The 24354-nt window shown below is 72.7% G+C and carries 20 protein-coding genes and 1 pseudogene; 9 read left to right on the top strand and 12 right to left on the bottom strand.

Annotated features, from left to right (window positions below; translation table 11 throughout):
- Both ABZS66_RS24785 and ABZS66_RS24780 read left to right on the top strand, forming a co-directional pair.
- A pseudogene (locus ABZS66_RS24785) lies at window positions 1-951 on the top strand (hypothetical protein); the annotation flags it as partial.
- Window positions 952-1146: 195 nt separating this feature from the next.
- Window positions 1147-1869 (top strand): sigma 54 modulation/S30EA ribosomal C-terminal domain-containing protein, encoded by a 723-nt coding sequence (locus ABZS66_RS24780; protein ID WP_354761444.1) that lies wholly within the window; start codon window positions 1147-1149, stop codon window positions 1867-1869.
- Here ABZS66_RS24780 and ABZS66_RS24775 read toward each other — a convergent pair.
- The 6 genes from ABZS66_RS24775 to ABZS66_RS24750 all read right to left on the bottom strand — a co-directional run bounded on the left by ABZS66_RS24775 (window position 1844) and on the right by ABZS66_RS24750 (window position 9294).
- Window positions 1844-3328: an alkaline phosphatase family protein gene (locus ABZS66_RS24775; protein WP_354761443.1), complete on the bottom strand. Its 1485-nt coding sequence runs from the start codon at window positions 3326-3328 to the stop codon at window positions 1844-1846. The two genes, ABZS66_RS24780 and ABZS66_RS24775, sit on opposite strands and share 26 nt — an antisense overlap.
- Window positions 3329-3473: 145 nt before the next feature.
- The gene (locus tag ABZS66_RS24770; RefSeq protein WP_354761442.1) at window positions 3474-3887 is read right to left on the bottom strand and encodes a hypothetical protein; all 414 of its coding nucleotides are present in this window, start codon (window positions 3885-3887) and stop codon (window positions 3474-3476) included.
- A 59-nt stretch (window positions 3888-3946) separates the two neighbouring features.
- Complete coding sequence (locus ABZS66_RS24765) at window positions 3947-5620, bottom strand: alpha-amylase family glycosyl hydrolase (RefSeq protein ID WP_354761441.1); 1674 nt, start codon at window positions 5618-5620, stop codon at window positions 3947-3949.
- Window positions 5617-6471 carry an ABC transporter permease subunit gene (locus ABZS66_RS24760; protein ID WP_354761439.1) on the bottom strand — a complete coding sequence of 285 codons (855 nt, stop codon included), beginning with the start codon at window positions 6469-6471 and terminating at the stop codon, window positions 5617-5619. Before ABZS66_RS24760 ends, ABZS66_RS24765 begins: the two co-directional genes overlap by 4 nt.
- On the bottom strand, window positions 6468-8039 hold the full coding sequence (locus ABZS66_RS24755; protein WP_354761437.1) for an ABC transporter permease subunit: 1572 nt from the start codon (window positions 8037-8039) through the stop codon (window positions 6468-6470). The genes ABZS66_RS24760 and ABZS66_RS24755 overlap by 4 nt, the downstream gene beginning before the upstream one ends.
- A 4-nt stretch (window positions 8040-8043) precedes the next feature.
- Entirely contained in the window at window positions 8044-9294 is a 1251-nt protein-coding gene (locus tag ABZS66_RS24750) for a maltose ABC transporter substrate-binding protein (RefSeq protein ID WP_354761435.1), read from the bottom strand.
- Between the two features lie 199 nt (window positions 9295-9493).
- On the opposite strand from ABZS66_RS24750, the gene ABZS66_RS24745 reads away from it, so the two are divergent.
- From ABZS66_RS24745 to ABZS66_RS24735, 3 genes are all read left to right on the top strand, one after another.
- Window positions 9494-10501 (top strand): LacI family DNA-binding transcriptional regulator, encoded by a 1008-nt coding sequence (locus ABZS66_RS24745; protein WP_354761445.1) that lies wholly within the window; start codon window positions 9494-9496, stop codon window positions 10499-10501.
- A 139-nt stretch (window positions 10502-10640) separates the two neighbouring features.
- A complete protein-coding gene (locus tag ABZS66_RS24740) occupies window positions 10641-12164 on the top strand; it encodes a glycoside hydrolase family 13 protein (protein ID WP_354761433.1) in 1524 nt (507 codons plus the stop codon).
- Window positions 12165-12480: 316 nt separating this feature from the next.
- Window positions 12481-14583, top strand: a complete 2103-nt coding sequence (locus tag ABZS66_RS24735) for a carbohydrate-binding module family 20 domain-containing protein (RefSeq protein WP_354761431.1) — start codon at window positions 12481-12483, stop codon at window positions 14581-14583.
- Between the two features lie 25 nt (window positions 14584-14608).
- Here the strand turns inward: ABZS66_RS24735 and ABZS66_RS24730 are convergent, their stop codons facing one another.
- The 3 genes from ABZS66_RS24730 to ABZS66_RS24720 are packed head-to-tail and all read right to left on the bottom strand — an operon-like array spanning window position 14609 to window position 18279.
- Window positions 14609-16924: a hypothetical protein gene (locus tag ABZS66_RS24730; protein WP_354761429.1), complete on the bottom strand. Its 2316-nt coding sequence runs from the start codon at window positions 16922-16924 to the stop codon at window positions 14609-14611.
- A 60-nt stretch (window positions 16925-16984) separates the two neighbouring features.
- Window positions 16985-17722 carry an SDR family oxidoreductase gene (locus tag ABZS66_RS24725; RefSeq protein ID WP_354761427.1) on the bottom strand — a complete coding sequence of 246 codons (738 nt, stop codon included), beginning with the start codon at window positions 17720-17722 and terminating at the stop codon, window positions 16985-16987.
- An 11-nt stretch (window positions 17723-17733) separates the two neighbouring features.
- Window positions 17734-18279 (bottom strand): MarR family transcriptional regulator, encoded by a 546-nt coding sequence (locus ABZS66_RS24720; RefSeq protein WP_354761425.1) that lies wholly within the window; start codon window positions 18277-18279, stop codon window positions 17734-17736.
- A 61-nt stretch (window positions 18280-18340) separates the two neighbouring features.
- Here ABZS66_RS24720 and ABZS66_RS24715 point away from each other — a divergent pair, with 61 nt between their 5' ends.
- Together ABZS66_RS24715 and ABZS66_RS24710 are read left to right on the top strand one after the other, a co-directional pair.
- Window positions 18341-19144 (top strand): hypothetical protein, encoded by an 804-nt coding sequence (locus tag ABZS66_RS24715; RefSeq protein ID WP_354761424.1) that lies wholly within the window; start codon window positions 18341-18343, stop codon window positions 19142-19144.
- A gap of 185 nt (window positions 19145-19329) precedes the next feature.
- Window positions 19330-20661 (top strand): IS4 family transposase, encoded by a 1332-nt coding sequence (locus ABZS66_RS24710; RefSeq protein ID WP_354761422.1) that lies wholly within the window; start codon window positions 19330-19332, stop codon window positions 20659-20661.
- A 134-nt stretch (window positions 20662-20795) separates the two neighbouring features.
- Here the strand turns inward: ABZS66_RS24710 and ABZS66_RS24705 are convergent, their stop codons facing one another.
- Entirely contained in the window at window positions 20796-21650 is an 855-nt protein-coding gene (locus tag ABZS66_RS24705; RefSeq protein WP_354761420.1) for a GNAT family N-acetyltransferase, read from the bottom strand.
- A 116-nt stretch (window positions 21651-21766) separates the two neighbouring features.
- Here ABZS66_RS24705 and ABZS66_RS24700 point away from each other — a divergent pair, with 116 nt between their 5' ends.
- Both ABZS66_RS24700 and ABZS66_RS24695 read left to right on the top strand, forming a co-directional pair.
- Window positions 21767-22474 (top strand): HD domain-containing protein, encoded by a 708-nt coding sequence (locus tag ABZS66_RS24700; protein ID WP_354761418.1) that lies wholly within the window; start codon window positions 21767-21769, stop codon window positions 22472-22474.
- Window positions 22475-22484: 10 nt separating this feature from the next.
- A complete protein-coding gene (locus ABZS66_RS24695) occupies window positions 22485-22907 on the top strand; it encodes a DUF1810 domain-containing protein (protein ID WP_354761416.1) in 423 nt (140 codons plus the stop codon).
- On the opposite strand, the gene ABZS66_RS24690 is transcribed toward ABZS66_RS24695, so the two are convergent.
- Together ABZS66_RS24690 and ABZS66_RS24685 are read right to left on the bottom strand one after the other, a co-directional pair.
- Entirely contained in the window at window positions 22900-23556 is a 657-nt protein-coding gene (locus ABZS66_RS24690; RefSeq protein ID WP_354761414.1) for a hypothetical protein, read from the bottom strand. The two genes, ABZS66_RS24695 and ABZS66_RS24690, sit on opposite strands and share 8 nt — an antisense overlap.
- The gene (locus tag ABZS66_RS24685; protein WP_354761412.1) at window positions 23553-24323 is read right to left on the bottom strand and encodes an arylamine N-acetyltransferase; all 771 of its coding nucleotides are present in this window, start codon (window positions 24321-24323) and stop codon (window positions 23553-23555) included. The genes ABZS66_RS24690 and ABZS66_RS24685 overlap by 4 nt, the downstream gene beginning before the upstream one ends.
- Between the last annotated feature and the right edge of the window lie 31 nt (window positions 24324-24354).

Below are 24354 nucleotides of genomic sequence, written 5' to 3'. Positions count from 1 at the left end.
CTCGGTGACCGTCGCCTCGCCGAGGAACTGGATTCCTGCCTCAAGTCGGTCGGGCCGCCGCTGCCGGCCGAGCTGGTGGCCGAGCTGTCGGCGCTGCTCGACGCGGAGATCGGCGCGCGGCTGCCGGAGCTGGAGCGGCCGCTGCTGGTGGACCCGGACGTGCTCGACGTCGCGCTGCCGCTGAGCGGCAAGGCGGCCGAGGGCGGGTTCGCGGTACTGCCGAGGGGCTCCCGGGCCTCGGTCTCCGGTGAGGTGCTGCGCTTCTTCACCCACTGGCGCCAGACCAGCCGCCGCACCGACTACGACCTGTCGGTGCTGCTGCTCGACGACCGGTTCCACACCGCGGGCCAGGTGTCCTGGACGAACTACCACCACGACGGTGCCGTGCACTCCGGCGACATCACCGACGCGACGAACGGCGCGACCGAGTTCATCGACGTGCCCCTGAAGCTCAAGGCCCGCGGGCAGTACGTGGTGCCGCAGGTCTACATCTACGCGGGCGAGTCGTTCGACGAGGTCGCGGAGTCGATGTTCGGGTACCAGACCCGCACGCGCGACCAGCGCGGCGCACCGTTCGACGCACGGACCGTCCGGGCCCGCTCGCAGCTGCGGGGCCGGGGCCGGATCGCGCTGCCCATGGTGTTCGCCCGGGGCGAGCGCGGCTGGCAGGCCGTGTGGCTGCACCTGTACCTGTCGGGCCGGCCGTCGTTCAACCGGGTGGAGGACAACACGTTCACCACGGCCGACCGGGTGCGGGCGCTGGTCGAGCGGCGGTACCTGACCATGTCGTACCTCGTCGACCGGTGGCGCGAGCGGGCCGAGGTGGCGACGTGGGACGGCCGCCTGCCGGAGGAGCCGGTCACGTTCGTCGGCATCGAGGCCCCCGAGGGCCTGCCGGAGGGGTCGGAGGTATACACACTGGACCGGCTCGGTGAGCTGATCCCGCGCTGAGCGGCGACAGCCGAGGCCATGCGGGCGCTTCCTCCTACTCCGTTCGACTCGGTACCTCCGCGCAGGCGGAGGATCGGTATTCAGCGCCCGCGCTCTCCTCGGCCCGCCGTCACGCGGCCCCGCACAGGTACGGGACCTTTGGCCCTGTGCGGGGTCCGCGGCAGCGGAGGAGACTCGCGCACCAGGAGGTGTGGTGTGGGGGTCGACGTCATCGGGCGCGGTGTCGTCACGGACGACGAGGTCGGCGCGGCGCGGGGCATGGTCTCCGCGGTCCTTGCCCACCACGGCGTCGCGGACGGGGCCCGCGTCAGGCTCACCGGGGCCGCCTGCGGCAGCGGACCCGTGGTCGCCCAGGTCAACCTGCGCGTCAACGGCGCCCCCGCCCGCGTGCAGGTCACCGGGCGGGACGCGCTCGACGCCGCCGTCGCCGTGGCGGTGCGGCTCGAGCGGCAGGTGCGGCGGCTCACCTCGCGGTGGGAGGAGTGGCCCTGGCCCGACCCCGAGCGAGGGGCGCTCGCCGTGCCGGGGACGGGCGACGTCAGCCGCGTGAAGACCGTGGAGCTCAGGGCCGGGCCGCCGTGCCGGGCCGCCGCCTTCATGGCCGCCATGGACTACGACTTCTGCCTGTTCACCGATGCCGGGCCCGGCGAGGACGCGGTCGTCTACCGCTCCGGGCCGACCGGGTTGCGGCTGGCCCGGCAGTACCGGATGCATCCCGACACCAGCCCCGGACACCTCGGGCTCAGTGTCAACGCCCGGCGGACGCCGGTGCTCGACCGCGCCGAGGCGGCCGAGCACCTCTGTGCCGGGTGGCTGCCGTTCCTGTTCTTCACCGACCGTGTGAGCGGGCGCGGCAACCTGCTGTACCGGCGCTACGACGGCACGCTGGGGCTCATGCGACCCGCAGGTCGTCGATGACCCAGTACCAGTTGTTGCTCGCGTCGTAGTACCGGAACTTCACCGTCATCGCCGTCGCGCCGGCCGGCACCGTGACCGGCAGCGACTCGACCGTGGCGCGGGCGTCGGCGGAGTACCGCTTGACCAGCTGGTCGGCACCGCCGTTGAACGACACCAGCACGTCCGCCTTCTGGGCGCCCTCCTGGCGGTAGTGCGTGACATAGTGCAGCCTGACGGTGCTTCCCGGGTTCACGGTGTACTGCGGGGAGACGAGCGTCGAGTCGTAGCTCGACCCGCCCGACCTGTCGGCGAACTCGTCGCTGTCGGCGACCGCGAACACGCCCCGGGTGCGCAGCGCGTTCTCCCGCTCCTGGCCCGACTGCGTGCGGCTCCAGAACTCGTCGGTCGCGAACGACCAGCCGCGCCACTCGGTCACGCCACCCGACGGCATGCGGCTGCGGTCGACCGACCAGCCGGACGGCGCGGTGGGGGTCCAGCCGGCGAGGGTGGACGGGATGCCGGTCTCGTCGACGCGGGTGCGCAGGGCGAGCGCGTCGAACGGGTCCGTGGAGCGCACCCGGACGGTCCGGCCGTCGAGGGGCGCGGCGACCCCGAAGTGCTCCAGCGCCGAGGCGGCCAGGTCGACCTGGCGCACGTCGATCGGCCGGGCGCCGGCGGTGATGCCGGAGCCGGCGGCGAGCAGGAACGTGCCGCGCTCGTCGATGCCGCAGCCGCCGTGGCCACCGAGCGGGACCCGGTGACCGTGGTCGGTGGTGACCATGATCAGCCAGTCCTCCTGGGCGTACGTGGGCCGGGCCCGCACCGCGGCGAGGATCCGCCCGAGCTGCTGGTCCTGCTTGGCGATGGCGGAGCGGTACGCGGTGTTGGTACCGAGGGAGTGCGCGACGGCGTCGGTGTTGCCGAGGTAGACGAAGGAGGCGTCGGGCCCACCGGCGGCCAGCCGGCTCACGGCGTCGGCGGTGATCTTCTCGTCCTGGGCGGCGTAGCCGTTGGCGTCCCCGTCGTAGGTGACCCGCACGTCGATCGCCGACGAGAACGTGCCCTGGTTGTGCAGGGCGGCCCAGTCGACGGCCGAGTAGGTCGCGTACGCCGGGTTCGCCCGCTCCAGGCGGGTCAGGAAGTCGGGGTAGGTGCCGTACTGCTTGCCCGTGAACGAGTTGTTCGTGACGCCGTGCCGGTCCGGCCACACCCCGGTGGCGATGTTGGACCAGCCGGGCCCGCTGGACGAGTCGGCGACGCCCGGGCACTGCACGAGGCTGCGCCCGAGCAGCCCCTGCGCGGCGAGGGCGTCGAGGTTCGGTGCGTCGGCCGCGACGACGCTGTCCCAGTTGAGCCCGTCCATGCCCACGACGAGCAGCTTCTTGACGGGCGCCGCCGCCCCGGCCGGCGCGGCGGCGACGACCCCGGCGGCGACGGCCACGGACAGGACCAGGCAGAGACGTCCGATCGTTCGATGCATCAGTACCTCCAGTCAGGCGTTCACCTGAATGCATCGAAGGTCATGGCTGTGAACACCAGGCACACCGCGACGGGCGCCTCAGATAACAGGTCCAGACCAATCCGGGGCGCCAGGCCCACCCCGGAACCGCCGCGCCGACGGCCCCTCAACCGCCGGCGCCGCTGAGCAGCGGCGACCGGCGGCGGCGGACGAGTACGTACGTCAGCAGCGGCGGCAGCAGGACCATCGCCGCGGCCAGGAGCAGGGCCAGCACGCGGCGGCGCTGGAACTCGTCCTGGAGCTGCTCGTACGTCGCCGAGCGCAGGATGACGCCGTCGCCGCGGGCGCGGACGCACTCCTCGCCGGGGCCGATGATGACGGCGTGGTCGTCCGGGTTCGGCTCGAAGCACGCGATCCGGGCCGGCTTCAGCTCCCAGTTCACCCGCTGCCAGTCGACGTCGAACCACGACGACGAGTAGCACACGTCGCCGCCCGGCGGGCACTCCATCCGCACCGGGACCTGCCAGCCGGCCCGCACCACCAGGGCCGCGAGGACCAGCCCGACCAACGCCGCAACCACGACCGCCACCGTCCGCATGTCACTGTGACCGCGGACGGCGGCGGTCGGTTCCCCCCGTCTCAGGGGCAGACGGACCAGACCTGGAGCGTCGGGCCGTCCGCCGGGAGCGCTCCGGCGAGCGGGGCGCCGCCGTAGAGGTTGGTGCCCTCGGAAGGGCCTGGGATCGGGGTGCCCGAGGCGCGGCGGGCCAGGACGAGCAGGCGTTCGTCGGCCGTCTCCCGCCAGAACGCGATCGCGTCGGCGTCGACGTGGGCGAAGCGCAGGCCGCCGTTGCGCAGGGCCGCGTGCTTGCGGCGCAGCGCGAGCAGGTCGCCGTACCAGGGCAGGGTCGCCGCGCCCCACGGCAGCGGGGTGCGGGACAGCTCGCCGTTGGTGCCGGTGAGGCCGAACTCGTCGCCGGCGAAGATCATCGGTACGCCGGGCAGGGTGGCGAGCAGGCCGACCGCGACCTCGGTGCGGGCCGGGTCCCCCGTGACGGTGTGGATGCGGGCGGTGTCGTGGCTGCCGAGCAGGTTCCAGGAGTGCGTCCACGAGCGCCACGACATCGACGCCTGGACGGCCTGGACGGTACGCACGACCGCGGTGCCGTCGCGGCGCGGGACGCCGCCGGGCACGCCGAGGAAGTCCGGCGGGTCGAACGACGGGCCGCGCAGCCAGCTCCACAGTGGGCGCAGGAAGCCGGCGTAGTTCATCGTGCCCTGCCAGCCGTCGTTGTCGAGGTCGCCGCCGGCGCCGTGGGCGTGCTCGGCGATGAGGAGCGCGTCCTGCCGGGCCGCGCGCACCTCGCGGGCGAGCAGCCGGGAGACCTCGACGGTCACGTCGTCGGCACCGCTGCGGCCGGTCATGTTGGCCACGTCGATCCGCCAGCCGTCCAGGTACCGCAGGCACCGCTTGACGACCGCGTCGGGTGCGGTGGCGAACAGCTCGCGCAGCCGCGGTGACCGCCAGTCCAGCTTGGGCAGCGACGGTACGTCCATCCACGTCTCCAGCGAGCCGTCGGCGGAGCGGCAGTAGACCTCGGGCGCGGTGGCGACCCACGGGTGGGTGATGCCGGTGTGGTTCGTCGTCAGGTCGCCCACCAGGCGCATGCCGCGGGTGTGCACCGCGTCGGCCAGCCGCCGCAGCGCCTTGTCGCCGCCGAGCACCGGGTCGACCCGGTCGAAGGCGGCCGCGTCGTAGCGGTGGTTGGAGGGGGCCGGGAAGAAGGGGGTGAGGTAGACGGTGTCGGCGCCGAGGTCCTGGATGTGGCCGAGGTGCCGGGTGACGCCGTCGAGGTCGCCGCCGTAGCGCTGGTCCGGCGAGTGGCGGACGGGCTCGTCCCACGCCGACAAGGCGGGGTCGCCGGCGGCAGCGGTCCGCGCGAAGCGGTCCGGGAACACCTGGTAGACGATCGCCTCGCGGGTCCACGGCGGCGGCGCCGGGTGGGCGACGATCCGGAAGTCGAACGAGTCGGGCACGTCGTGGCCGAACCGGCCGGCGGCCGTGTACCAGTCGCCGTCGACGAGGAACCGGTAGCGGGTGACGGGGTTGCGCACCAGCACCGGCGCCCGCCACCACAGCTCGTCGCCGCGCAGCGCCGGGGTCGCGGCGGTGAAGACCGGCTCGCCGTCGCGGACCGAGCGCACGTGCACGACCGTGGCCGTGAGCGACGTGCGCAGGAAGACGTCCACGGTGGACCCGAGGCGCGGGTTCTGGTCCGGCACGTGCAGCGCGGAACCGTCGTGGTGGATCATCCCTTCACCGCCCCCGCCGTCAGGCCCGACACGATGTACCGCTGCAAAGCCTGGAACACCACGACCGTCGGGATCGCGGTGAGCAGCGACCCCGCGCAGAACATGCCGAAGTTCGCGTTGCGCTTCTCGGCGACGAGTCCGTAGAGGCCGACGGCCAGGGTCTTCGTGCCGTCGCTGCGCAGGAAGACGTTCGCCAGCAGTACCTCGTTGATGGTGCCGATGAAGCCGAGCAGCCCGGTGACGGCGAGGATCGGCGCGATGAGCGGCAGCATGACCCGGAAGAACGTCTGGGCGTGGGTGGCGCCGTCCATCAGCGCGGACTCGTCGAGCTCCTTCGGCACGGTGTCGAGGAAGCCCTTCATGAGCCAGGTGTTCACGCCGAGCGCTCCCCCGAGGTACAGCAGGAGCAACCCCCACTGACTGTCGAGCCCGAAGGCGGGGTAGAAGTCGCCGACCTCCGTGAAGATGAGGTAGATCGTCACGACCGCGAGGAACTGCGGGAACATCTGGATGAGCAGCAGCGCCATGAGCCCGACCCGCCGCCCGGCGAACCGCATGCGGGAGAACGCGTAGGCGGCCAGGACGGACAGGAAGATCCCGGCGAACGCGGAGGTTCCCGCGACGAGGATCGAGTTGAGGTACCACGAGCCGAAATGCGTCGTCGTGAAGAGGTCGCCGAAGTTGCCCAGGCTCGCCTCCGACGGCAGCAGCGACGTGGAGCTCAGCGAGCCGACCGGGTTGAGCGCGGCGGAGAGCACGAAGACGATCGGGAAGAGCGAGAACGCGACGGCGAGCAGGCCGGCGAGGTGCCGCCAGCCCTGCCGGCGGATCCAGGATGTCACGGACGTCATGCGTAGACCTCCTCCTGGCGGCGGCTGCGCCGGAAGCCGATGACCGAGATGACGGCGACGATCGCGAAGATGTAGCAGGAGATCGCCGCGGCGAAGCCGAACTGGGCGCCGGAGCCGCCGAACGCGAGCCGGTAGGTGTAGGTGATGAGCAGGTCGGTGGCGCCGACGCTGGAGTTGTCGGCCGGGAACGGCGCGCCCTCGGTGGTCAGGTAGATCGCGTTGAAGTTGTTGAAGTTGAACGCGAACGACGAGATGAGCAGCGGCGACAGGGCGACGAGCAGCAGCGGCAGGGTGATCCGCCGGAACCGCTGGACGGGGGTGGCGCCGTCGACGGAGGCGGCCTCGCCCATCTCCTTCGGGATGGCCTGCAGCGCGCCGGTCGCGACGAGGAACATGTACGGGTAGCCCATCCACAGCTGCACCAGGATGACCGCGGCCCGGGCCGTCCACGGCGCGCCGAACCAGTCGACGTGCATGCCGAAGAACCGGTTGATGAGGCCGAACTCCTGGTTGAACAGGTCGCGCCAGACGAGCAGCATGGCGAAGGACGGCATCGCGTAGGGCAGCACCAGCAGCACCCGGTAGAGGGTGCGGCCGCGCAGCCGGTCGGCGTGCAGGGCGAGGGCGCAGGCCAGGCCGAGCGCGAAGGTGGCCAGCACGGAGGCGACGGCGAAGCCGAGGTTCCAGGCGAGGGTCTTCAGGAACGGCCCGGAGATGCGCGGGTCGGTGAGCACCCGGGTGAAGTTGGTCAGCCCGACGCTGACCTTCCAGCCCTGGGCGAGCCGCTCGCCGTCGGCGGCGACGAAGCTGCCGACCTCCTCGTCGGCCGTCCACTGCTTGCCGCTGACCCGGTCGGTGATGCAGTCGCAGGACTGGTCGTAGAAGCGGGTGGCCTGCCCGTTGTACGCCTTGGACAGGCCGGAGGCGCGCACGGCGCCGTCGGCGGTGGGCACGGTGAAGGCGAGGATCTCGTCGTTGCGCAGGCTGGCCTCGGCCAGGTTGAGCAGCGTGTACCCGGCGGCGGCGGTGATCCGCCCGCCGGTCACGGTGACCTTGTCCGCGTCCAGTTGGCGCAGGCCGTCGCGGGTGCCGACGTAGGCCTTGCCGTCGCCGCCGGCTTCGCTGTCGGCTTCGCTGTCGGCTTCGCTGTCGACGAGGAGGAAGACCATCCCGCCCTCGTCAGCGCCCTCGTCAAGGGCCACCGACAGCTCGTAGGACGCCGAGCCCGGCACCTGCTGCACGGAGGCGCTCTGCACGGCGACGACCGCGTCCTGCTTGCTGCCGCGGTGCCCGTCGCCGAAGTTGGAGAACGCGGTGCTCGCGGTGTACAGGACGGGCACGATCTGGAAGGCCAGGAGGAACAGCACCCCCGGGACGAGGTACTTCGCCGGGATGAGCCGCGGCGACAGGTACACGGCGAAGATCAGCCCCGTGACGACGACCAGGACGGTGAGCCATCCCCAGGCGTGCTGGTCGACGAGGGGGAAGGCCGCGTACACGGCCAATGCGAGGGCGAGCCCGAGCACCACGATCTTCACCAGGGTGCCCCGGGGGTGCATGTTCGTCATCGAACTACTTGTTGATCGCGTCGGTGATGGACTTCGACGCCGCGTCGAGCGTCGTCTGCACGTCGGCGCCGCCGACGATCGCCGCCTCGGCCTTGCCGAACGGGTCCCAGACCGCGGCCATGGCCGGGATGGCCGGCAGCACGGCGCCGCCCTTGCCCGCGTTGAGCCACTTCTCGATGTCGGCGTCGCCGCTCTTGACCTGGTCGAGCGCGGCGGTGAGGGCCGGCGGGCGCGGGTTGGCCTTGTAGAGGGCGACCTGCAGGTCCGGCTTGGTCAGGTAGTTGGTGATGAACTCGTTGGCCAGGGCCTTGCTCTTGCCCTTGCTGGCCACGTAGAACGCCTGCACGCCGACGAACGGCTGGGCCGGCTTGCCGCCGCTGAACGCCGGGATGGGGGTGATGTCGTACTGCACGCCGGCCTTCTTGATGTCGGCGACGGCCCACGGGCCGGAGATCAGGAACGCCGTCTTCCCGCCGGTGAACGTCGGGATGGCGTTGTCGCCGTTGACCGAGCGGGTCAGCGCGCCGGAGCCCTTCTCGCCGAGCGCGGCGATCTTCTTGAACGCCTCGACCGACTGCGGCTTGCCGACGCCGAGGTCGGCCGGGTCGTAGTCGCCGTTGGCCTTGGCGCCGAAGAGGTACCCGCCGGCACTGCTGAACAGCGGGTAGACGTGGTACGCGTCGCCGGTGTTGCCGACCTGCAGCGACATGATGTTGGTGACCTTGCCGGCGTCCTTGAGCGACTTGCCGGTGGCGACGAGTTCCTCGATGCTGGCCGGCGCGGTCGGGGCGAGCGCCGTGTTGCGGATCAGCGCGAGGTTCTCGATGGCGTAGGGCACGCCGTAGACCTGGCCGTTGAAGGTGACCGCCTTGAGCGCGACGTCGGCGAAGCCGCCCTTCTGCTGGTCGGTCAGCTGGACCGGGTCGATGGTGCCGTTCTGGACCAGGTTGCCGATCCAGTCGTGGGCGCCGACCACGATGTCCGGGCCCTTGCCGGACTGGGCGGCGGTGACGTAGTTGGTCTGCAGGTCCTTGGAGACCGCCTGGACCTCGACGGTGACGCCGTTGGTCTTGCCGAACGCCTCGGCGAACGGCTTGAGGGCGGCCGCGCGCTGGTCGTCGGCCCAGATGGTGAGGGTGCCGCCGGCCGGCTTGGCCGACTCGCCGGTGGCAGGGGTGTCGTCGCCGCTGCCGCAGGCGGCAGTGGCAAGGGTCAAAGCGGCGAGGGTGAACACACCCGCGATACGGATGCGCATCGAAGGACTCCTGTTCAGCAGGCAGCGCGCGGCCGTTTCCACGGTCGCGGCTGCGTCGATGAAGGGTGCCCGGCCGTCGGTGCAGGGGTGTCGATCGATTGCCGGTGGCAGGGACCGTAGCAACAACTTGCAGAGAATGAAAGAGCTTCCAGCCGACTTTCAATTTGACCGTCCGGCCGCTTACAGTCGTCGCATGGCCATGGACGCTCCACGAGCTCGGCTCGCTGACATCGCCCGGCAGGCGGACGTCAGCGAAGCGACCGTCTCGCGGGTGCTCAACGACCGGCCCGGGGTCAGCGCCGACACCCGACACGCCGTGCTCACCGCGCTCGACGTGCTCGGTTACGAGCGACCCGAACGGCTCCGCAAGCGCAGCGCAGGCCTCGTCGGCCTGGTGACGCCGGAGCTGGAGAACCCGATCTTCCCCTTGTTCGCCCAGGTCATCGAGTCGGCGCTGTCCCGGCACGGCTACACGCCGGTGCTGTGCACGCAGACCCCGGGCGGCGTGACCGAGGACGAATACGTGGAGATGCTGCTCGACCGCTCGGTCGCCGGCATCATCTTCGTCTCCGGCCTGCACGCCGACACCAGCGCCGATCACGACCGCTACCGCAAGCTCATCGACCGGCCGCTGCCGATCGTGCTGGTCACCGGCTACGTCGAGGGCCTCGAGGCGCCGTGCGTCTCCTGCGACGACGCCCGCGCCAGCGAGCTGGCGGTCGACCACCTCGCCTCGCTGGGCCACACGCGCATCGGGCTGATCAGCGGTCCCGAGCGGTACCTCCCGGTCCAGCGCAAGCTGGCCGGCTACCGCGCGGCGATGGCCCGCCACGGCCTGGCCGAGGAGATCGAGCTGTCGCTGTTCGGCGTGGAGGGCGGCGCGGCCGCGGCCGCGCGGCTGCTCGACCGCGGGATCACCGGCCTGGTCTGCGGCTCCGACCTGATGGCCCTCGGCGCCGTGCGGGCGGCCCGCTCGCGGGGCCTGTCGGTGCCGGGCGACGTGTCGGTGGTCGGCTACGACGACTCGCCACTCATCGCGTTCACCGACCCGCCGCTGACCACGCTGCGCCAGCCGGTGCGGGCGATGTCCAACGCGGCGGCGCAGAACCTGGTCGACGCCATCCATGGCCAGCCCAGTCCGCACTCGGAGTACCTGTTCGCCCCCGAGCTGGTGGTGCGCGGCTCGACGGGCATCGCCCGCCGCTGACTCCCCCGGCGCCGCGGCCCTGACGCAGGGGCAGGGTTTCGCGCTGCCGGGGACCGGGTGGTCCGGCCTGCCGTCGCTCGCGGCCGGGCCACCCGCCTGCGCTGAATCGGAAATATCCCCCATAGTGGAAGGTTCCGCTGTGCCCGAAACCCCCTGGTGGCGGACCGCCGCCATCTACGAGATCTACGTCCGCAGCTTCGCCGACGGCAACGGCGACGGGATCGGCGACCTGGCCGGCCTGCGCGAACGCCTGCCGTACCTGCGCGACCTCGGCGTCGACGCGATCTGGCTGACGCCGTTCTTCCGCTCCCCCATGGTCGACGGCGGCTACGACGTGGCCGACTACCGCGACGTCGACCCGACCCTGGGCACGCTCGCCGACTTCGACGCCATGCTGGCCCGGGCGCACGAGTTCGGCCTCCGGGTGATCATCGACGTGGTGCCCAACCACACGTCGTCACAGCACCCGTGGTTTGTGGAAGCGTTGCAAGCCGTTCCAGGATCGCCCGCGCGGGCGCGGTACCACTTCCACCTGCCGACCACGGACGGTAACCCACCGAACGACTGGGAGTCGGTGTTCGGCGGCCCGGCCTGGACGCAGGTGCCCGGCGGCGAGTGGTACCTGCACCTGTTCGACCCGGCCCAGCCCGACCTCAACTGGGACAACGCCGACGTGCGCAGCGAGTTCGAGGGCGTGCTGCGGTTCTGGCTCGACCGGGGCGTCGACGGCTTCCGCATCGACGTCGCGCACGGCATGGCCAAGCGCGCCGGCTACCCCCCGGTCGGCTACGCGGGCCAGATCGGCCTGCTCGGCAAGGCCGAGCTGCCGTACTTCGACCAGGACGGCGTCCACGAGATCCACCGCGCCTGGCGCAAGATCCTCGACTCGTACCCCGGGCAGCGGATGGCGGTCGCCGAGGCGTGGGCGTCGACCCCGCAGCGGCTGGCCCGCTATGTCGCCCCCGACGAGCTGCACCAGGCGTTCAACTTCGACTTCCTGTCGGCCCCGTGGGACGACCCGGCCGAGGTCAGGCGCATCATCGACGCCTGCGTCCACGCGGCCGACTCGGTCGGCGCGCCGACCACGTGGGTCCTGGCCAACCACGACGTGCAGCGGCACGTGACCCGGCTCGGCTCGCCGCAGCGGGCGTCCGCGGCGGCGCTGCTCATGCTGGCGCTGCCCGGCTCGGCCTACCTGTACCAGGGCGAGGAGCTCGGCCTGCCGGAGGTGCTCGACCTGCCCGCCTCGGCGCGGCAGGACCCGGTGTGGTTCCGCTCGGGCGGCACGGATCCGGGCCGCGACGGCTGCCGGGTACCGCTGCCGTGGGAGGCGGCGGCGCCGGCGTACGGCTTCTCGCCGACCGGCGCGTCCTGGCTGCCGCAGCCTTCGTGGGGCGCGCTCGCCGCGGACACGCAGGCCGGCGACCCGGCGTCGACCCTGGAGCTGTACCGGGAGGCGCTGCACCTGCGCCGCACCTTCACCGGCCCGCTACGCTGGAACGACTCGCCGCCCGGCGTCCTGGACCTCACCCGCGACGGCGTCCGCTGCGTGGTGAACCTCTCCGGCGCCGCGGTCCCACTGCCGCCCGGCGAGATCGCGCTGGCCAACGCCCCGGTCGACGGCGACACGCTACCGCCCGCGACGGCCGTGTGGCTCCGCTGACCCCGCCCTGACGTAACCCCAAGATCAAGGGAAACTTCTGGTCGCCCTGACAACCAGAAGTTTCCCTTGATCATGCCCACGCACAGCACTCCCACGCCCGCCGCCGGCCCGTCCCGCGGGCCGCAGTGGATCTTTGCAAGAGGTAACGAACTTTCCTGACGGTTTCCGCAGGTGAGGACGCCTTGCAAGAACTGGCGGCTGGAAATTCTTGCAAGGTTCTTGACACCGCTTTCAGGAGCATCGAGGCTCGTCGTCATCGATCCGGCCGCCACCGGGTCGTCGTGCACACTCCGCCACCGCCATTCCGGAGGACCTCGTGCGTAGACCCCGCCTGCTCAGAACACTCGCGATCGTCGGCGGCCTGGTGCTGACCGCGGCGCTCGCCGTACCGCTGCTCAGTTCCGGCCGCAAGGCCGAGGCCGCCGTCGGCGACAACGACGTCATCGCCAACCTGTGGCTGTGGCCCTGGAACTCGATCGCGAGCGAGTGCACCAACGTCCTCGGCCCGGCCGGCTACGGCGCCGTCCAGGTCGCGCCGCCGGAGGACTCGATCAGCGTCGCCGGGCACCCGTGGTGGGACATCTACCAGCCCGCGTCGTACCAGATCAACGGCCGGATGGGCACCCGGGCGCAGTTCCAGAGCATGGTCAACGCGTGCCACGCGGCCGGCGTCAAGGTCTACGTCGACGCGGTCATCAACCACATGACGGGCGCGAACCAGAGCAGCACCACCGCCTACGGCGGGTCGAGCTTCACGAACAGCTACAGCTACCCGACCGCCGGCTACAGCTCGTCGGACTTCCACTTCTACCCGGCCAACTGCCCGCAGTCGGACAACCAGATCCACGACTGGAACAACCAGACCGAGGTGTGGAACTGCCAGCTCGTCGGCCTGTCGGACCTGAAGACCGAGACCGACTACGTCCGCACGAAGATCGCCGGCTACCTCAACGATCTCATCGGCATCGGGGTCGACGGGTTCCGGGTCGACGCGGCCAAGCACATGAGCCAGGCCGACCTCGCGGCCATCAAGGGCAAGCTCAGCAACCAGAGCGTGTACTGGTCCCAGGAGGTCATCCCGGGCAGCCCCGGCAACCTGACCCCGGCCGCCTACGAGAGCGTCGGCGGCGTGCTGGAGTTCACCTACGCGTACAGCCTGAAGAGCCAGTTCCAGGGCAGCATCGCCAACCTGCAGACCTTCGGGCCGAGCTGGGGCCTGCGGCCCAGCGACAAGTCGACGGTGTTCGTCTCCAACCACGACACCGAGCGCAACGGGCAGACCCTGTCGTACAAGAACGGCAGCACCGACACGCTCGCGACGGTGTTCATGCTGGCCTGGAACCACGGCACGCCGAACGTCATGAGCTCGTTCACGTTCTCCAACAACGACGCGTCGCCGCCGGCCGACGGCAACGGCTACGTGACCGCGGTGAGCTGCGGCAGCGGCTGGGAGTGCCAGCACCGGCAGCGCGCGGTGAAGAACATGGTCGGCTTCCACAACGCGACCCGCGCGAACACCACGGTCGGCAACTGGTGGTCGGACGGCAGCAACGCGATCGCGTTCTCCCGCGGCTCGACGGGCTGGGTGGCCATCAACAACGGCAGCGGTACCGTGGCCGCCCGCACCTTCACCACGGGCCTGCCGGCCGGCGTGTACTGCGACGTCATCCACGGCGACTACAACGCGAGCGCGCAGACGTGCTCCGGCCCGACGGTGACCGTGAACGGCAGCGGCCAGGCCACCGTCGGCGTCGCCGCGAAGGACGCCGTCGCCATCCACGCCGACGCCCGCGTGACCGGCAACCCCACCACGTCCCCGTCGCCGTCGCAGTCCACCGGCCAGGGCGTGAGCTTCACGGTCACCGGCGCCCCGACCGGCGACCCGATCTACCTGGTCGGCTCGGTGGCGGCGCTGGGCTCGTGGAACACCGCGAACGCGATCCCGATGACGGCGAGCGGCTCCGGGTGGACGGCGACGGTGAGCCTGCCGGCGGGCGCCCTGGAGTACAAGTTCATCCAGCGGTCGGCGTCCGGAACGGTCACCTGGGAGCCGGGCTCGAACCACACCTACACGGTGCCGGCGTCGGGCACCGGGACGATCAACACCACCTGGAACGGCTCGGCGACGACCAACCCGGCGGTGACGTTCAACGCGACGGTGACCACGACGTGGGGCCAGAACGTCTTCGTGGTCGGCTCGGTGCCGGCCCTGGGCTCGTGGAACACGGCGAACGCGGTCGCGCTGTCCTCGGCGAACTACCCGGTCTGGTCCGCGACGGTGACCCTGCCGGCGAACACGACGGTGGAGTACAAGTTCATCAAGAAGAACCCGGACGGCTCGGTGACCTGGGAGAGCGGCGCCAACCGCACCCTGGCGACGGGCACGGGCAACCAGACGGTCAACGCCACCTGGAAGTAGCCCGGCGGGCCGGTCGGTGGTCGGGTCACCCGGCCGCCGACCGGCCCAGCCGCGCGAAGCTCAGCACGAAGAACGTCGAGGCGATCCATCCCAGGATCGTGCACAGGTTCAGCATTCGTGCGAGCCATTGCCCGCCCGGGTGCCAGGTGGACCGCTGCTTCAGATCGATGACCGGCACCACGGTGTCGACGGCGTAGGACCAGGCCTCGAAGCAGCGCACCGAGCCCCCGCCGCACGGCCCCGCGAGGGGCGCCGGACCCGACACCGCACGGGTCGGTGAGTAGACCACACCGCCGGCACCGGTTCGCATCTGCTCGCTGACCGCGGGCAGGCTCAGCGCCCCGCCGATGACGGCGACCAGCGCGATCAGGGCGACGAGGGCACGCGACGGGCGGTGCCCGTAGCCGACGAGCCACTCCTTGAGCACGTCGACGACGTACGCGAGGGGCCGCCGGGAGAACCGCGGCCCGCGGCGGCGCGCGTGCCGGTCGCGGGCGATGACGATCCGGTCGGCGCCGCGCTGGTCCCCGTTGGCCCGCACGACCCGGGCCGCCTGCTCCCAGCTGCCCGGGTCGAACGGCGTCAGCCCGGCCAGCCAGCCGATCCGGGCCTCGGCGTCCCACGTGCCGGCGCCGGTGCCGTTGTCGGGTGCCGCGAAGCGCTGGTAGGTGAAGCCGTCCAGGTAGGTGTCGCGCGGCCAGTCCCCCGGCCGGTCGGCCAGGAAGGCGGCCTGCACGCCGGACAGGTCCACGCCGCCGGCGCCGATCCGCCAGCCCAGCCCGAGGCCGCCCCGGAAGGTGGCGGAGATCGCCTCGAAGGCGGCACCGCGCGGGTTGTCCGGGGCGGGCGGGCCGGTCCAGGACAGCGTGGCGTCGTCGCACCGCAGGCGGCCCTCGACCACCGCGCGGTTCAGCACCACGACGCCCTCCGACGCGAAACCCTGGCACAGGCGGACGTTGCCCGCGACGATCGCCTGGTCGAGGTCGAGCGTCTTGCCGCCGGAATGCCGCAGGTCGGCGCCCTCGGCCGCGACGACGCCGCCGATCCGCGCGCCACGCAGCCGGACCGAACCGCCGCGCGTGGCGACCCCCGCCATCTGCAGGTCGCCGTCCACGGTCACCCCGACGCCGTCGACGCAGCGGTGGCCGGCCGGCTCGCGCAGCCGGGCGCCGGTGAGCTCGACCGGCCCGCCGATCCGGGCGTTGGCCACCGACACCGTGCCCTCGACGAGCGCGTCGGTGAGGCGCAGCCCGGCGCCGAGCGTCGCGCGGGACAGGTCCAGCGCCCGGCCGCCGGGGTTCCACAGCTGGACACCGCTCAGCTGGAGCCCGCCGGCGAGGTCCGCGCCGGCGAGCGTCAGCGCGCCGTGGATCGCGGTGTCCGGCTCGACCGTGACGTCGCCGTGGACGGTGAGCCGGGGCGCGAGCAGGACGGTGCGCTCGTCGGCCTCGGCCGGGTTGTAGTCGTGCAGACCCGAGCCGGGCGGTGGCGAGCGCAGGTCGGCGTTGCGGATCAGGATCCGGCCGTTGACGACGGTGCGGCCCAGCTCGACCCGGCCGTGGATGCGCGGGCGCAGCCGGAGGTCCGGGTCGTCGAGGATGAAGACGCTGCCGCCGACGGTGGCCTCGGCGAGGTCCAGCGCCCGGAAGTTGCCCGGCAGCAGGGACGCGGCGGTGAGGTCGAGGGAGCCGCCGAGGCGCATGGCAAGGAGCCGGACCTCGCCGGTGGCCCGGAAGCCCTGCACGAGCCGGACGTCGCCGGCCACGCTGGTGCGGTCGCACTGCATCGCGCGGTCGCCGGTGGCCTCGATGACGGTGCCGACGGCGAGCAGCCGCCCGCCGATCCGGGCCTCGGTGAGCCAGACGGCCGACGACCTGGTCAGCGACGACGGCGTCCGGTGGGCGCCGCGGACGGTACTGCCGGACAGGACCACGTCCCGGCGGGTGGACAGGCCGTTGGCGAGCAGCCCCGGCAGCTCCGACGGCCGCGGCCGGGGCATCGCGGCCCCCGGCACGGCGGTCGCGATCGTCAGCTCGTGCAGCCGCGCGCCCTCGAACACCGGCGCCTCGGCGAAGGCACAGCTCAGCAGGTGCAGCGGCGCCGGGACGTCGGCGGCGCTCAGGTCGAGGCGCCCGGCGACCGCGGCGCCGGCCAGGCGCAGCCCGAACGGCTCGCCGGCCGACGCCAGCGACAGCGCGACCGCGCGGATGTCGCCGGCCTCGACGCGCAGCCGGCCCGCGCCGTCCGCGCAGACGACGACCCGCCGGTCCCGGCAGGCCTCGGTCAGCTGGCGGCGGACGTCCGCACCGGGGTCGAGCCGGACCCACTCCGGATCCGCCATCCCCGCCCCCTTCGCACGCGCCGCCGTCGATGGACGGTAGCGCATGCGGGCGGGGCCCGGTCAGCGGCCGCCGGAGACCGTGAGGTCGGTGCCCGTCACGAACGAGGCGGCGTCGGAGACCAGGAACGACACGGCCGCCGCCACCTCGGCCGGGTGGCCCATCCGGCCCATCGGGGAGGACTCGGCGAGCTGCCGGGCGGCCGGGCGGTCGGACATCTCGGTGTCGATGACGCCCGGCGAGACGCTGTTGACCCGGATGCCGTCCGCGGCCACCTCGCCGGCCAGGCCCTTGGTCATGGCGATGACGGCGCCCTTCGTCGCCGAGTACGGCACCAGGTTGGGCAGGCCGCCCGTGTGCCCGGCCATCGAGGCCACGTTGACGATGCTGCCGCCCGTCCCGCCGTGCTTCTTCGACATGGTCCGGATCGCGTGCTTGGCGCACAGTGCCGGCCCGACCACGTTCGTCTGGACCACCCGGGCCAGGGCCTCGGCCTGCTGGTTCTCCATGGGCGCCTCCTGCCCCATGGAGGCGGCGTTGTTGACGAGCGCCACCAACGGCTCGCCGAAGGCGCCGGCCTTCTCGAACATCGCCGCCACCTGTCCGGCGTCGGCGACGTCGGCCTGCACGGCGGCGGCCCGCCCACCGGCCTGCGAGATCTCCCGGACCACGGTGGTGGCGCCCTCCGCGTCGGTCGCGTAGTTGACCACCACCCCGTACCCGTCCTTCGCCAGCCGGGTCGCGATGGCCGCCCCGATCCCCCGGCTTCCCCCGGTCACCAGCACCGTTCCGTTCGTCATGCCACCCATGCTCACCGTGCGTGCGGTCCGGGTACCCCACCCGTTGCGGCTGATGCCCCGTCGACGGCCTCGACGCCCGTACCCGTCACGACCTTCCGCAGCAGGTCGGCCAGGGTCTGCCGCTCGGCCGGGGTCAGCCCGGCGAGCAGCGCCGCCTCGGCCTGCCCCTCGGCCGCCGCGTGCCGCTCGAACACGGCGCTGCCCGCCTCGGTCAGCCGCACCGCGACCCGCCGCCGGTCGGGCCCGGCCGGCCCGCGGGTGATCCATCCGGCCTCCTCGATCGGCCCGAGCCGCGCCGAGAGTGCCCCGCGCGTGAGGCCGAGGAGATCCGCCAGGTGCGAGGGGCTGGTGGTGTACGGCGGGCCCAGCCGGCGCAGCACCAGCAGCACCTTGAACTGGCCGTGGTCGAGCCCGCCGCGCACCAGCCCGTCGCGCCGGGCCTGGGTCATGTGCCGGGCCAGCACCGCGAGCCGCACGAAGATGGCCTCGGCGACGGGGTCGAGCCAGTCGAGCTCGCGCTCCCACACCTCGACCAGCCGGTCCGCCTCGTCCCGCACGGCACCCTCCCGGAGATAGTTTTCTTGTGGATAGTTTTTGCGATTACTACCGTGCCGGGACATGACCGACACCGTCAACATCCCCGTCGCATCCGTCGTCGCCGCGGCCCACGCCCTGTCCCTGGCCGGCCGCTGGCCGCTCGCGCTCGACCTGCTGCACGCCTCGGGCAGCGACGATCCGCGCCTGCTCCTCGCCGCCGCGGGGGTTTCCGTCGAGCGTGACTGGTTCACCGGTACCTCCTGTGCGCCCGACGCCCTCGCGAAGGTCGACGGCGACGGATGGGACGTCGGCTTCCTCCGCCTGCGTGACACCTACGCCCGGCAGCTGCGCCACCCCGGTACGCCCACTGATGCATCCGTTTTGATGCATCAGGACGGATGCATCAAGGATGATGCATCCGAAGTGCTGCGACAGCGGGCGCTGGCGCTGCTGGAGGCGGCGCCCGACGAGACGCGCCGCGGGTGGGCCAGCATGTACCTCGGCCTGATCGCCGACAACGTCCTCGGCGACCGCGACGCCGCGCCGGCGCACTACACGGCCGCGCTCGCCGCGTCCGGCGCCGACCCGCTGCTGCGCCGCGAGGCCCTGCGGCACCTCGGCGACCACGACCACGACGCCGGCGACCACGCGCTGGCCCTGGAGCGCTGGCGGGACGCGACTGCGGCCGGCGCGGCCGCCGGCAACGTGCCCGGGACGCTGTCCCAGCAACTGCTCCTGGCGGTGCTGGCCCGCGACACCGGCGACGAGGCCGGCGCGGTCGCCCTGGCCGCCGAGGTGGAGCGCTGGTCGGCCGCGATCGGCGCGGTCCGCACCGAGGCCATGGCGCGGGCGTTCCTCGACGGCGTGGACCCGACCAAGGGCTAGTCGCAATGCCGGGTAGTTAAGGGTTGGTGGCGGGTGTCAAGCGTGTCTTGAGACACGGGTGGCGGGGTTCCGGGTATCAAGGTTTGTCACTCCAAGACAGCCTTGAACCGGGAGCCCCGCCGTTGGATGAGTGTGCCATGACCCGCCCGGTGCGGGTTGCTGCGGGTCGGTTTGCGCCGGGTCATTTGGGCGAGCTGACGCAGCAGGTGCCGTTCGAGATGGTCGATGCGGTCCTGGCCGAGACCCGGACTGTGCAGCGGCGGGTTCGTGATCTGCCCGCCCGGGTGGTGGTGTACCTGCTGCTGGCCGGGTGCCTGTTCGCCGGTCAGGGCTATCGGCAGGTCTGGCAGCGCCTCGTCGGCGGGCTCGTCGGGTTGGGCGGCTTGGACCTGCCCACGGTCACCGAGGCCGCGTTGCGTCAGGCCCGCCGCCGGCTGGGTCCCGCACCGCTGCGGGCGCTGTTCGAGCTGCTGCGCGGCCCGGCCGCCACGACCGCGGGGCAAGCACGCTGGCGGGGGCTGCTGGTCTGCGCGATCGACGGCACGATCATGGCCGTGCCGGACAGCCCGGCGAACCTGACCAGGTTCGTCAAACAGCGCGGCGGCCGCTGCGGCGGCGGCAGCTACCCGACGCTGCGGCTGCTCGCCGTGGTGGCCTGCGGCACCCGCAGCATCATCGACGCCGTGCACGGCCCGGCCACTCACGGTGAAACCACCTACGCGCAACATCTGCTGCGAGCGTTCACCCCTGGCATGCTGCTGCTCGCTGACCGCAACTTCGCCGCCGGCAAGCTGATCACCAAGATCACCGACACCGGCGCCCACCTGCTCGTCCGGGTCAAGCACTCCGCCAAAGGGCCGAAACTGCCCGTCCTCCGCCGCCACCGCGACGGCTCCTACCGCTCCACCTTCGGCGGCCGCCTCGTGCGGGTCGTCGACGCCGAAATCACCATCACCACCAGCGGCGGAACACACACCGGCACCTACCGCCTCGTCACCAGCCTGCTCGACGAACACCGCCACCCCGCCGCCGCGCTCATCCGCCTCTACCACGAACGCTGGGAGATCGAAACCGCCTACCTGGAAATGAAATCCAGCATCCTCGGCGGCCGCGTCCTGCGCGCCCGCACCCCAACCGGTGTCGACCAGGAAATTTACGCCCTGCTCATCACCTACCAGGCCCTGCGCACCGCCATGACCGACGCCACCAACACCATCCCCGGCCTCGACCCCGACCGAGCCAGCTTCACCACCGCCCTGCACACCGCCCGCGACCAGCTCATCCAAGCCGCCGGCGTCATCGCCGACACCACCATCGACCTCGCCGGCACCATCGGCCGCCACATCCTCAACAACCTGCTCCCCGACCGGCGACTACGCCTCAACACCCGCACCGTCAAACGCGCCATCTCCAAATACAACGCCCGCGGACCCAACATCGACCGCCGCACCTACCAAACCACCATCAACATCAACATCCTCGCCGGGCCAGCCTTGACAACCGACCCGGCACCTTAACTACCCGGCATTGGGGCTAGTCGCGGCGTCCCCGACCGCCGGCCGGCGTTGCCCCGGGTCGCCGGGATGGCGCGCACGGGGGCCGGGCGCGGGGGCGCGGCGCGGGGGCGCGGCGGACGTTGGTGGACGCCGCGCTAGAGCACTCCCGGGTGCGGCAGGTACGTCGTCATCGGTGCCGGCGTCCCGGCCCGGGCGAGCGGGCCGGTCGGGCGCAGCCGCAGCCCCGCGCGGTGTACGACGTCGACCGCCCAGTCCTGCCCGGCCCGCAGGACGGGGACGGTGGTGGGGCCGTCCGTCTCGGCGAGCGCGGCCCACAGCAGCGCGGCGGCCGCCTCCACGCTCGTCGCGGCGAGCAGGACCGGGCCGGGGTCCAGCAGCGCGTACCCGCCGTCGTGCACGAGCAGCCGCGCGCCCGCGCCGAGGATCGCCTCCAGGTCGGTGCCGTGCGCGGCGCCGCGCTGCGCCCGGTCGACGTCCGCGGCGAACCCGAGGTCGGCGGCGTCGCCGGCCCGCACGCCGGTCGCGGCCGGCAGCGCCGACCGGCGGACCGTGCCGAACGCCTCGACGGCGGGCTCGAGCGCGAAGCCGGAGCGCTGGTAGCGGTACATCGCCTGGGGGTCGAGCGACGAGTGCAGCAGCCGGCCGCGCGGGGCAGGGCCGTGGCCGAGGGCGGCCGCGAGCAGCCGCCGCCCGACGCCCTGCCCCTGGTGGCCGGGGGCGACGTGCAGATGCGCGAGGTACCAGAGTCCCTCCCGCACCCCGGCCAGCGCGGCGCCGCAGATGCGCCCGTCCGCCTCGGCGACCCAGGCGCCGCCGGCGTCGTGGTCGAGGAGGCCGCCGATGATGGCGGCGCCGGACGCGCTGGGCCCGCCCGTGTCCCGCGCCCCGAGCCGGACCTGAAGGTCGTCGAACGCGGCCTGCGTCGACAGGCGCATCCCGGGCCGGTCCTCGGTGGTCATGGGGCGGATCCGCACGGCGTCGGTGGTCATGGTCCCCATCCTGACGGAGGCCGCACGGTGCGCGGAGCCGGCCCGTGCTGCCGAGCGCGCTCCCACCAGCGTGGCGCGGGGATCCGAGCGGGCATAGATCAGCTATAAGTGGGCGCATGGATGTTCCGGCGTACCTCGCGACGATGCCGATGCATGCGATCACGGAGATCTACGGGGAGGCCGGGCTGCGCGAGCGGTTCCGGCTGGAGACCCAGCGCTTCGACGAGGCCGCCCGGGCGCGGCTGGACGCCGCCCTGGCGCTCGCCGCCGACCTGCACCGCGACGACCGGCGGGTCCGCGAGCCGTACCTGAACCACCTGCTGCGGGTGGCGATCCGCATCGCCCACCACTACGAGGTCGACGACGTCGACGTCATCGTCGCCGGCCTGCTGCACGACTCCGTCGAGGACCACCCCGACGAGCTGGCCGGCCGCGCGGGCGCGACGGCGCAGGAGGCCCTGGCCGTGCTGGGCGAGCGGTTCGGCGCCCGCACCGCGCAGCTGGTGGCGGCGGTGACGAACCCGGAGTACGACCCGGACCGGGACAAGCACGAGCAGTACCGCGAGCACGTCCAGGAGAGCCTCGACCGCGAGCCCTGGGCCCGGGTCATCAAGGTCTCCGACTTCACCGACAACGGCGTCGGCGTCATCCACACCACGGGCCCGAAGGTGGCGCGGTCGGCGGCGAAGTACCGCCCGCTGGTCCCGGTCTTCCGCGAGCTGGTCGCCCGCCCGGACACCCCGCTGTCCCGGCTGGTGAAGCAGCACATCTACCGCCAGCTCGACCTGGCCGAGGAGCGGTTCGCCGCCATCCTCGGCGGCTAAGGTGGGCGACGTGGAGGACCCGTACGACCTGTCCCGGTTCGCCCATGCCCAGTCCGGCGTCTACGACCAGGTCGTCGCCGAGCTGGGCCGGGCCCGCAAGACCGGGCACTGGATGTGGTACATCTTCCCGCAGGTGGCCGGGCTGGGCTTCAGCGAGATGTCGCAGCGCTACGCGATCGGCTCGCTCGAGGAGGCCCGCGCCTACCTGGAGCACCCGGTGCTCGGCCCGCGACTGCTGGAGTGCGCCGGGCTCCTGCTGGCCGACACCGGGCACACGGCGGCCCGGATCCTCGGCGACGTCGACGCGCTGAAGCTGCGCTCGTCGATGACGCTGTTCCACCGGGCGCAGCCGGGCCAGCCGCTGTTCCAGCGGGTGCTGGACCGCTTCTACGAGGGCACCGAGGACGCCGAGACGCTGCGCCGCCTCACCTGAGGCGCACCGACAGGGCGCGCAGGGCACGGTCGACGGCGTCCGGGGCGTAGCCGCGGCCGGCGCGCGGGATGTCGGTCGCGTCCACCGCGTCCTTCGCGGCGCGGCGGTCGGCCTCGCCGCCCGGGCGCAGCGCGTCGGCGGCCAGGCGCAGCAGCGCGTTCACGTGGGCCTGGTCGTATCCGCGCAGCACCACCGGGAAGTCGGTCGCGCCGAGGATCGCGCGGCGCTCGGCGGGCGCGTCGGTGAAGCGGTCCCCGGCGTGCGCGGTCAGCGCGGCCACGACGTCGGCCGTGCGCTCGCGGACGTCGTCGAGCCTGAGCACGACCCGGTCGGGCGGCACCAGCCGCAGGTAGGGGCCGCCGGGCCCGGACACCGGCTCGTCCAGCTCGACCGCCTCGATCCCGGCCCACGGCACGAGCCCGTCGGGCAGCGTGAGGCCGTCGGGGCCGATCTCGAACCGGAACGGGCGCAGCTCGTCGCGGACCAGCACGGCGCCGAGGAGCAGGGCGACCCCGGCGAAGACGCCGTAGAAGACGGTGGTGAGCGTGTTCACCGCGCCGGCCGCGCACACGGCGGCGGCCAGGCCGCCCACCACCACGAGCACGCCGAGCACCAGCGAGCGGCGGCTGCGGTGCAGGGACAGGGTCATCGCGCCCGGACCCGCGGGACACGGTCCATGGAGATGCCGAAGCGTTCGCGGTACACCTGGAGCGTCTGCGAATCGCTGAGCTCCTCCTCCGTCCGCTCGCCGGCCCGGGTCGTCACCAGCTTCGTGCCGCTGAGCGTCACGCGGCCGTCCGGGGTGACCAGCGAGCAGGTCAGGGAGCGCGTGAAGTGGGAGTCGGGCGAGCTCTGGTGCCACCAGGCGCCCATGGTGAAGTCGGCGAGGTCGTAGGGGCGGCGGTCGAGGCGGTACTCCCAGCCGGCCGGGCCGCGCACGTCGAGATCGGGCAGCGCCCGCTCGACGACCTCGTACTCGCCGTCGGGGAACAGCTGCGGCCCGCGCGCGTCGATGCGCAGCGGCTGCTGGGAGAAGCGGCCGAAGCCGACGTCGACGAGGTACGGCTCGCCGAGGTCGACGAGCAGGGCCAGGTGGTCGAACGGCACCGAGAACCGCTCCCCGCCGATCCACACCCGCGCCGAGTGCAGCGTGACGGCGAACCCGAGCCCGCCGAGCAGCGCCGCGAACGCCCCGTTGAGCTCGTAGCAGAACCCGCCCCGCCGCCGGTCGACGACCTTCGCGACGAGCGCCTCCTCGGTGAGCACGATGGGTTCGCCGAGGTGGATGCTGAGGTTCTCGAACGGCACCGTGAGCAGGTGCGCCCGCTGCAGCTCGCGCAGCGCGTCGAGGTCGGCCCGCGCGGGCCGCCCGGCCCCGATCCGCGCGAGGTACGCGTCGATCCGCCCGTCGTCCACCGGCACACCCTACGTACCCGCCACCACCGTT

It is taken from the genome of Dactylosporangium sp. NPDC005572 (assembly GCF_040605515.1).
Lineage (GTDB): Bacteria > Actinomycetota > Actinomycetes > Mycobacteriales > Micromonosporaceae > Dactylosporangium.
This window is presented reverse-complemented; position numbering and strand designations above follow the sequence as displayed.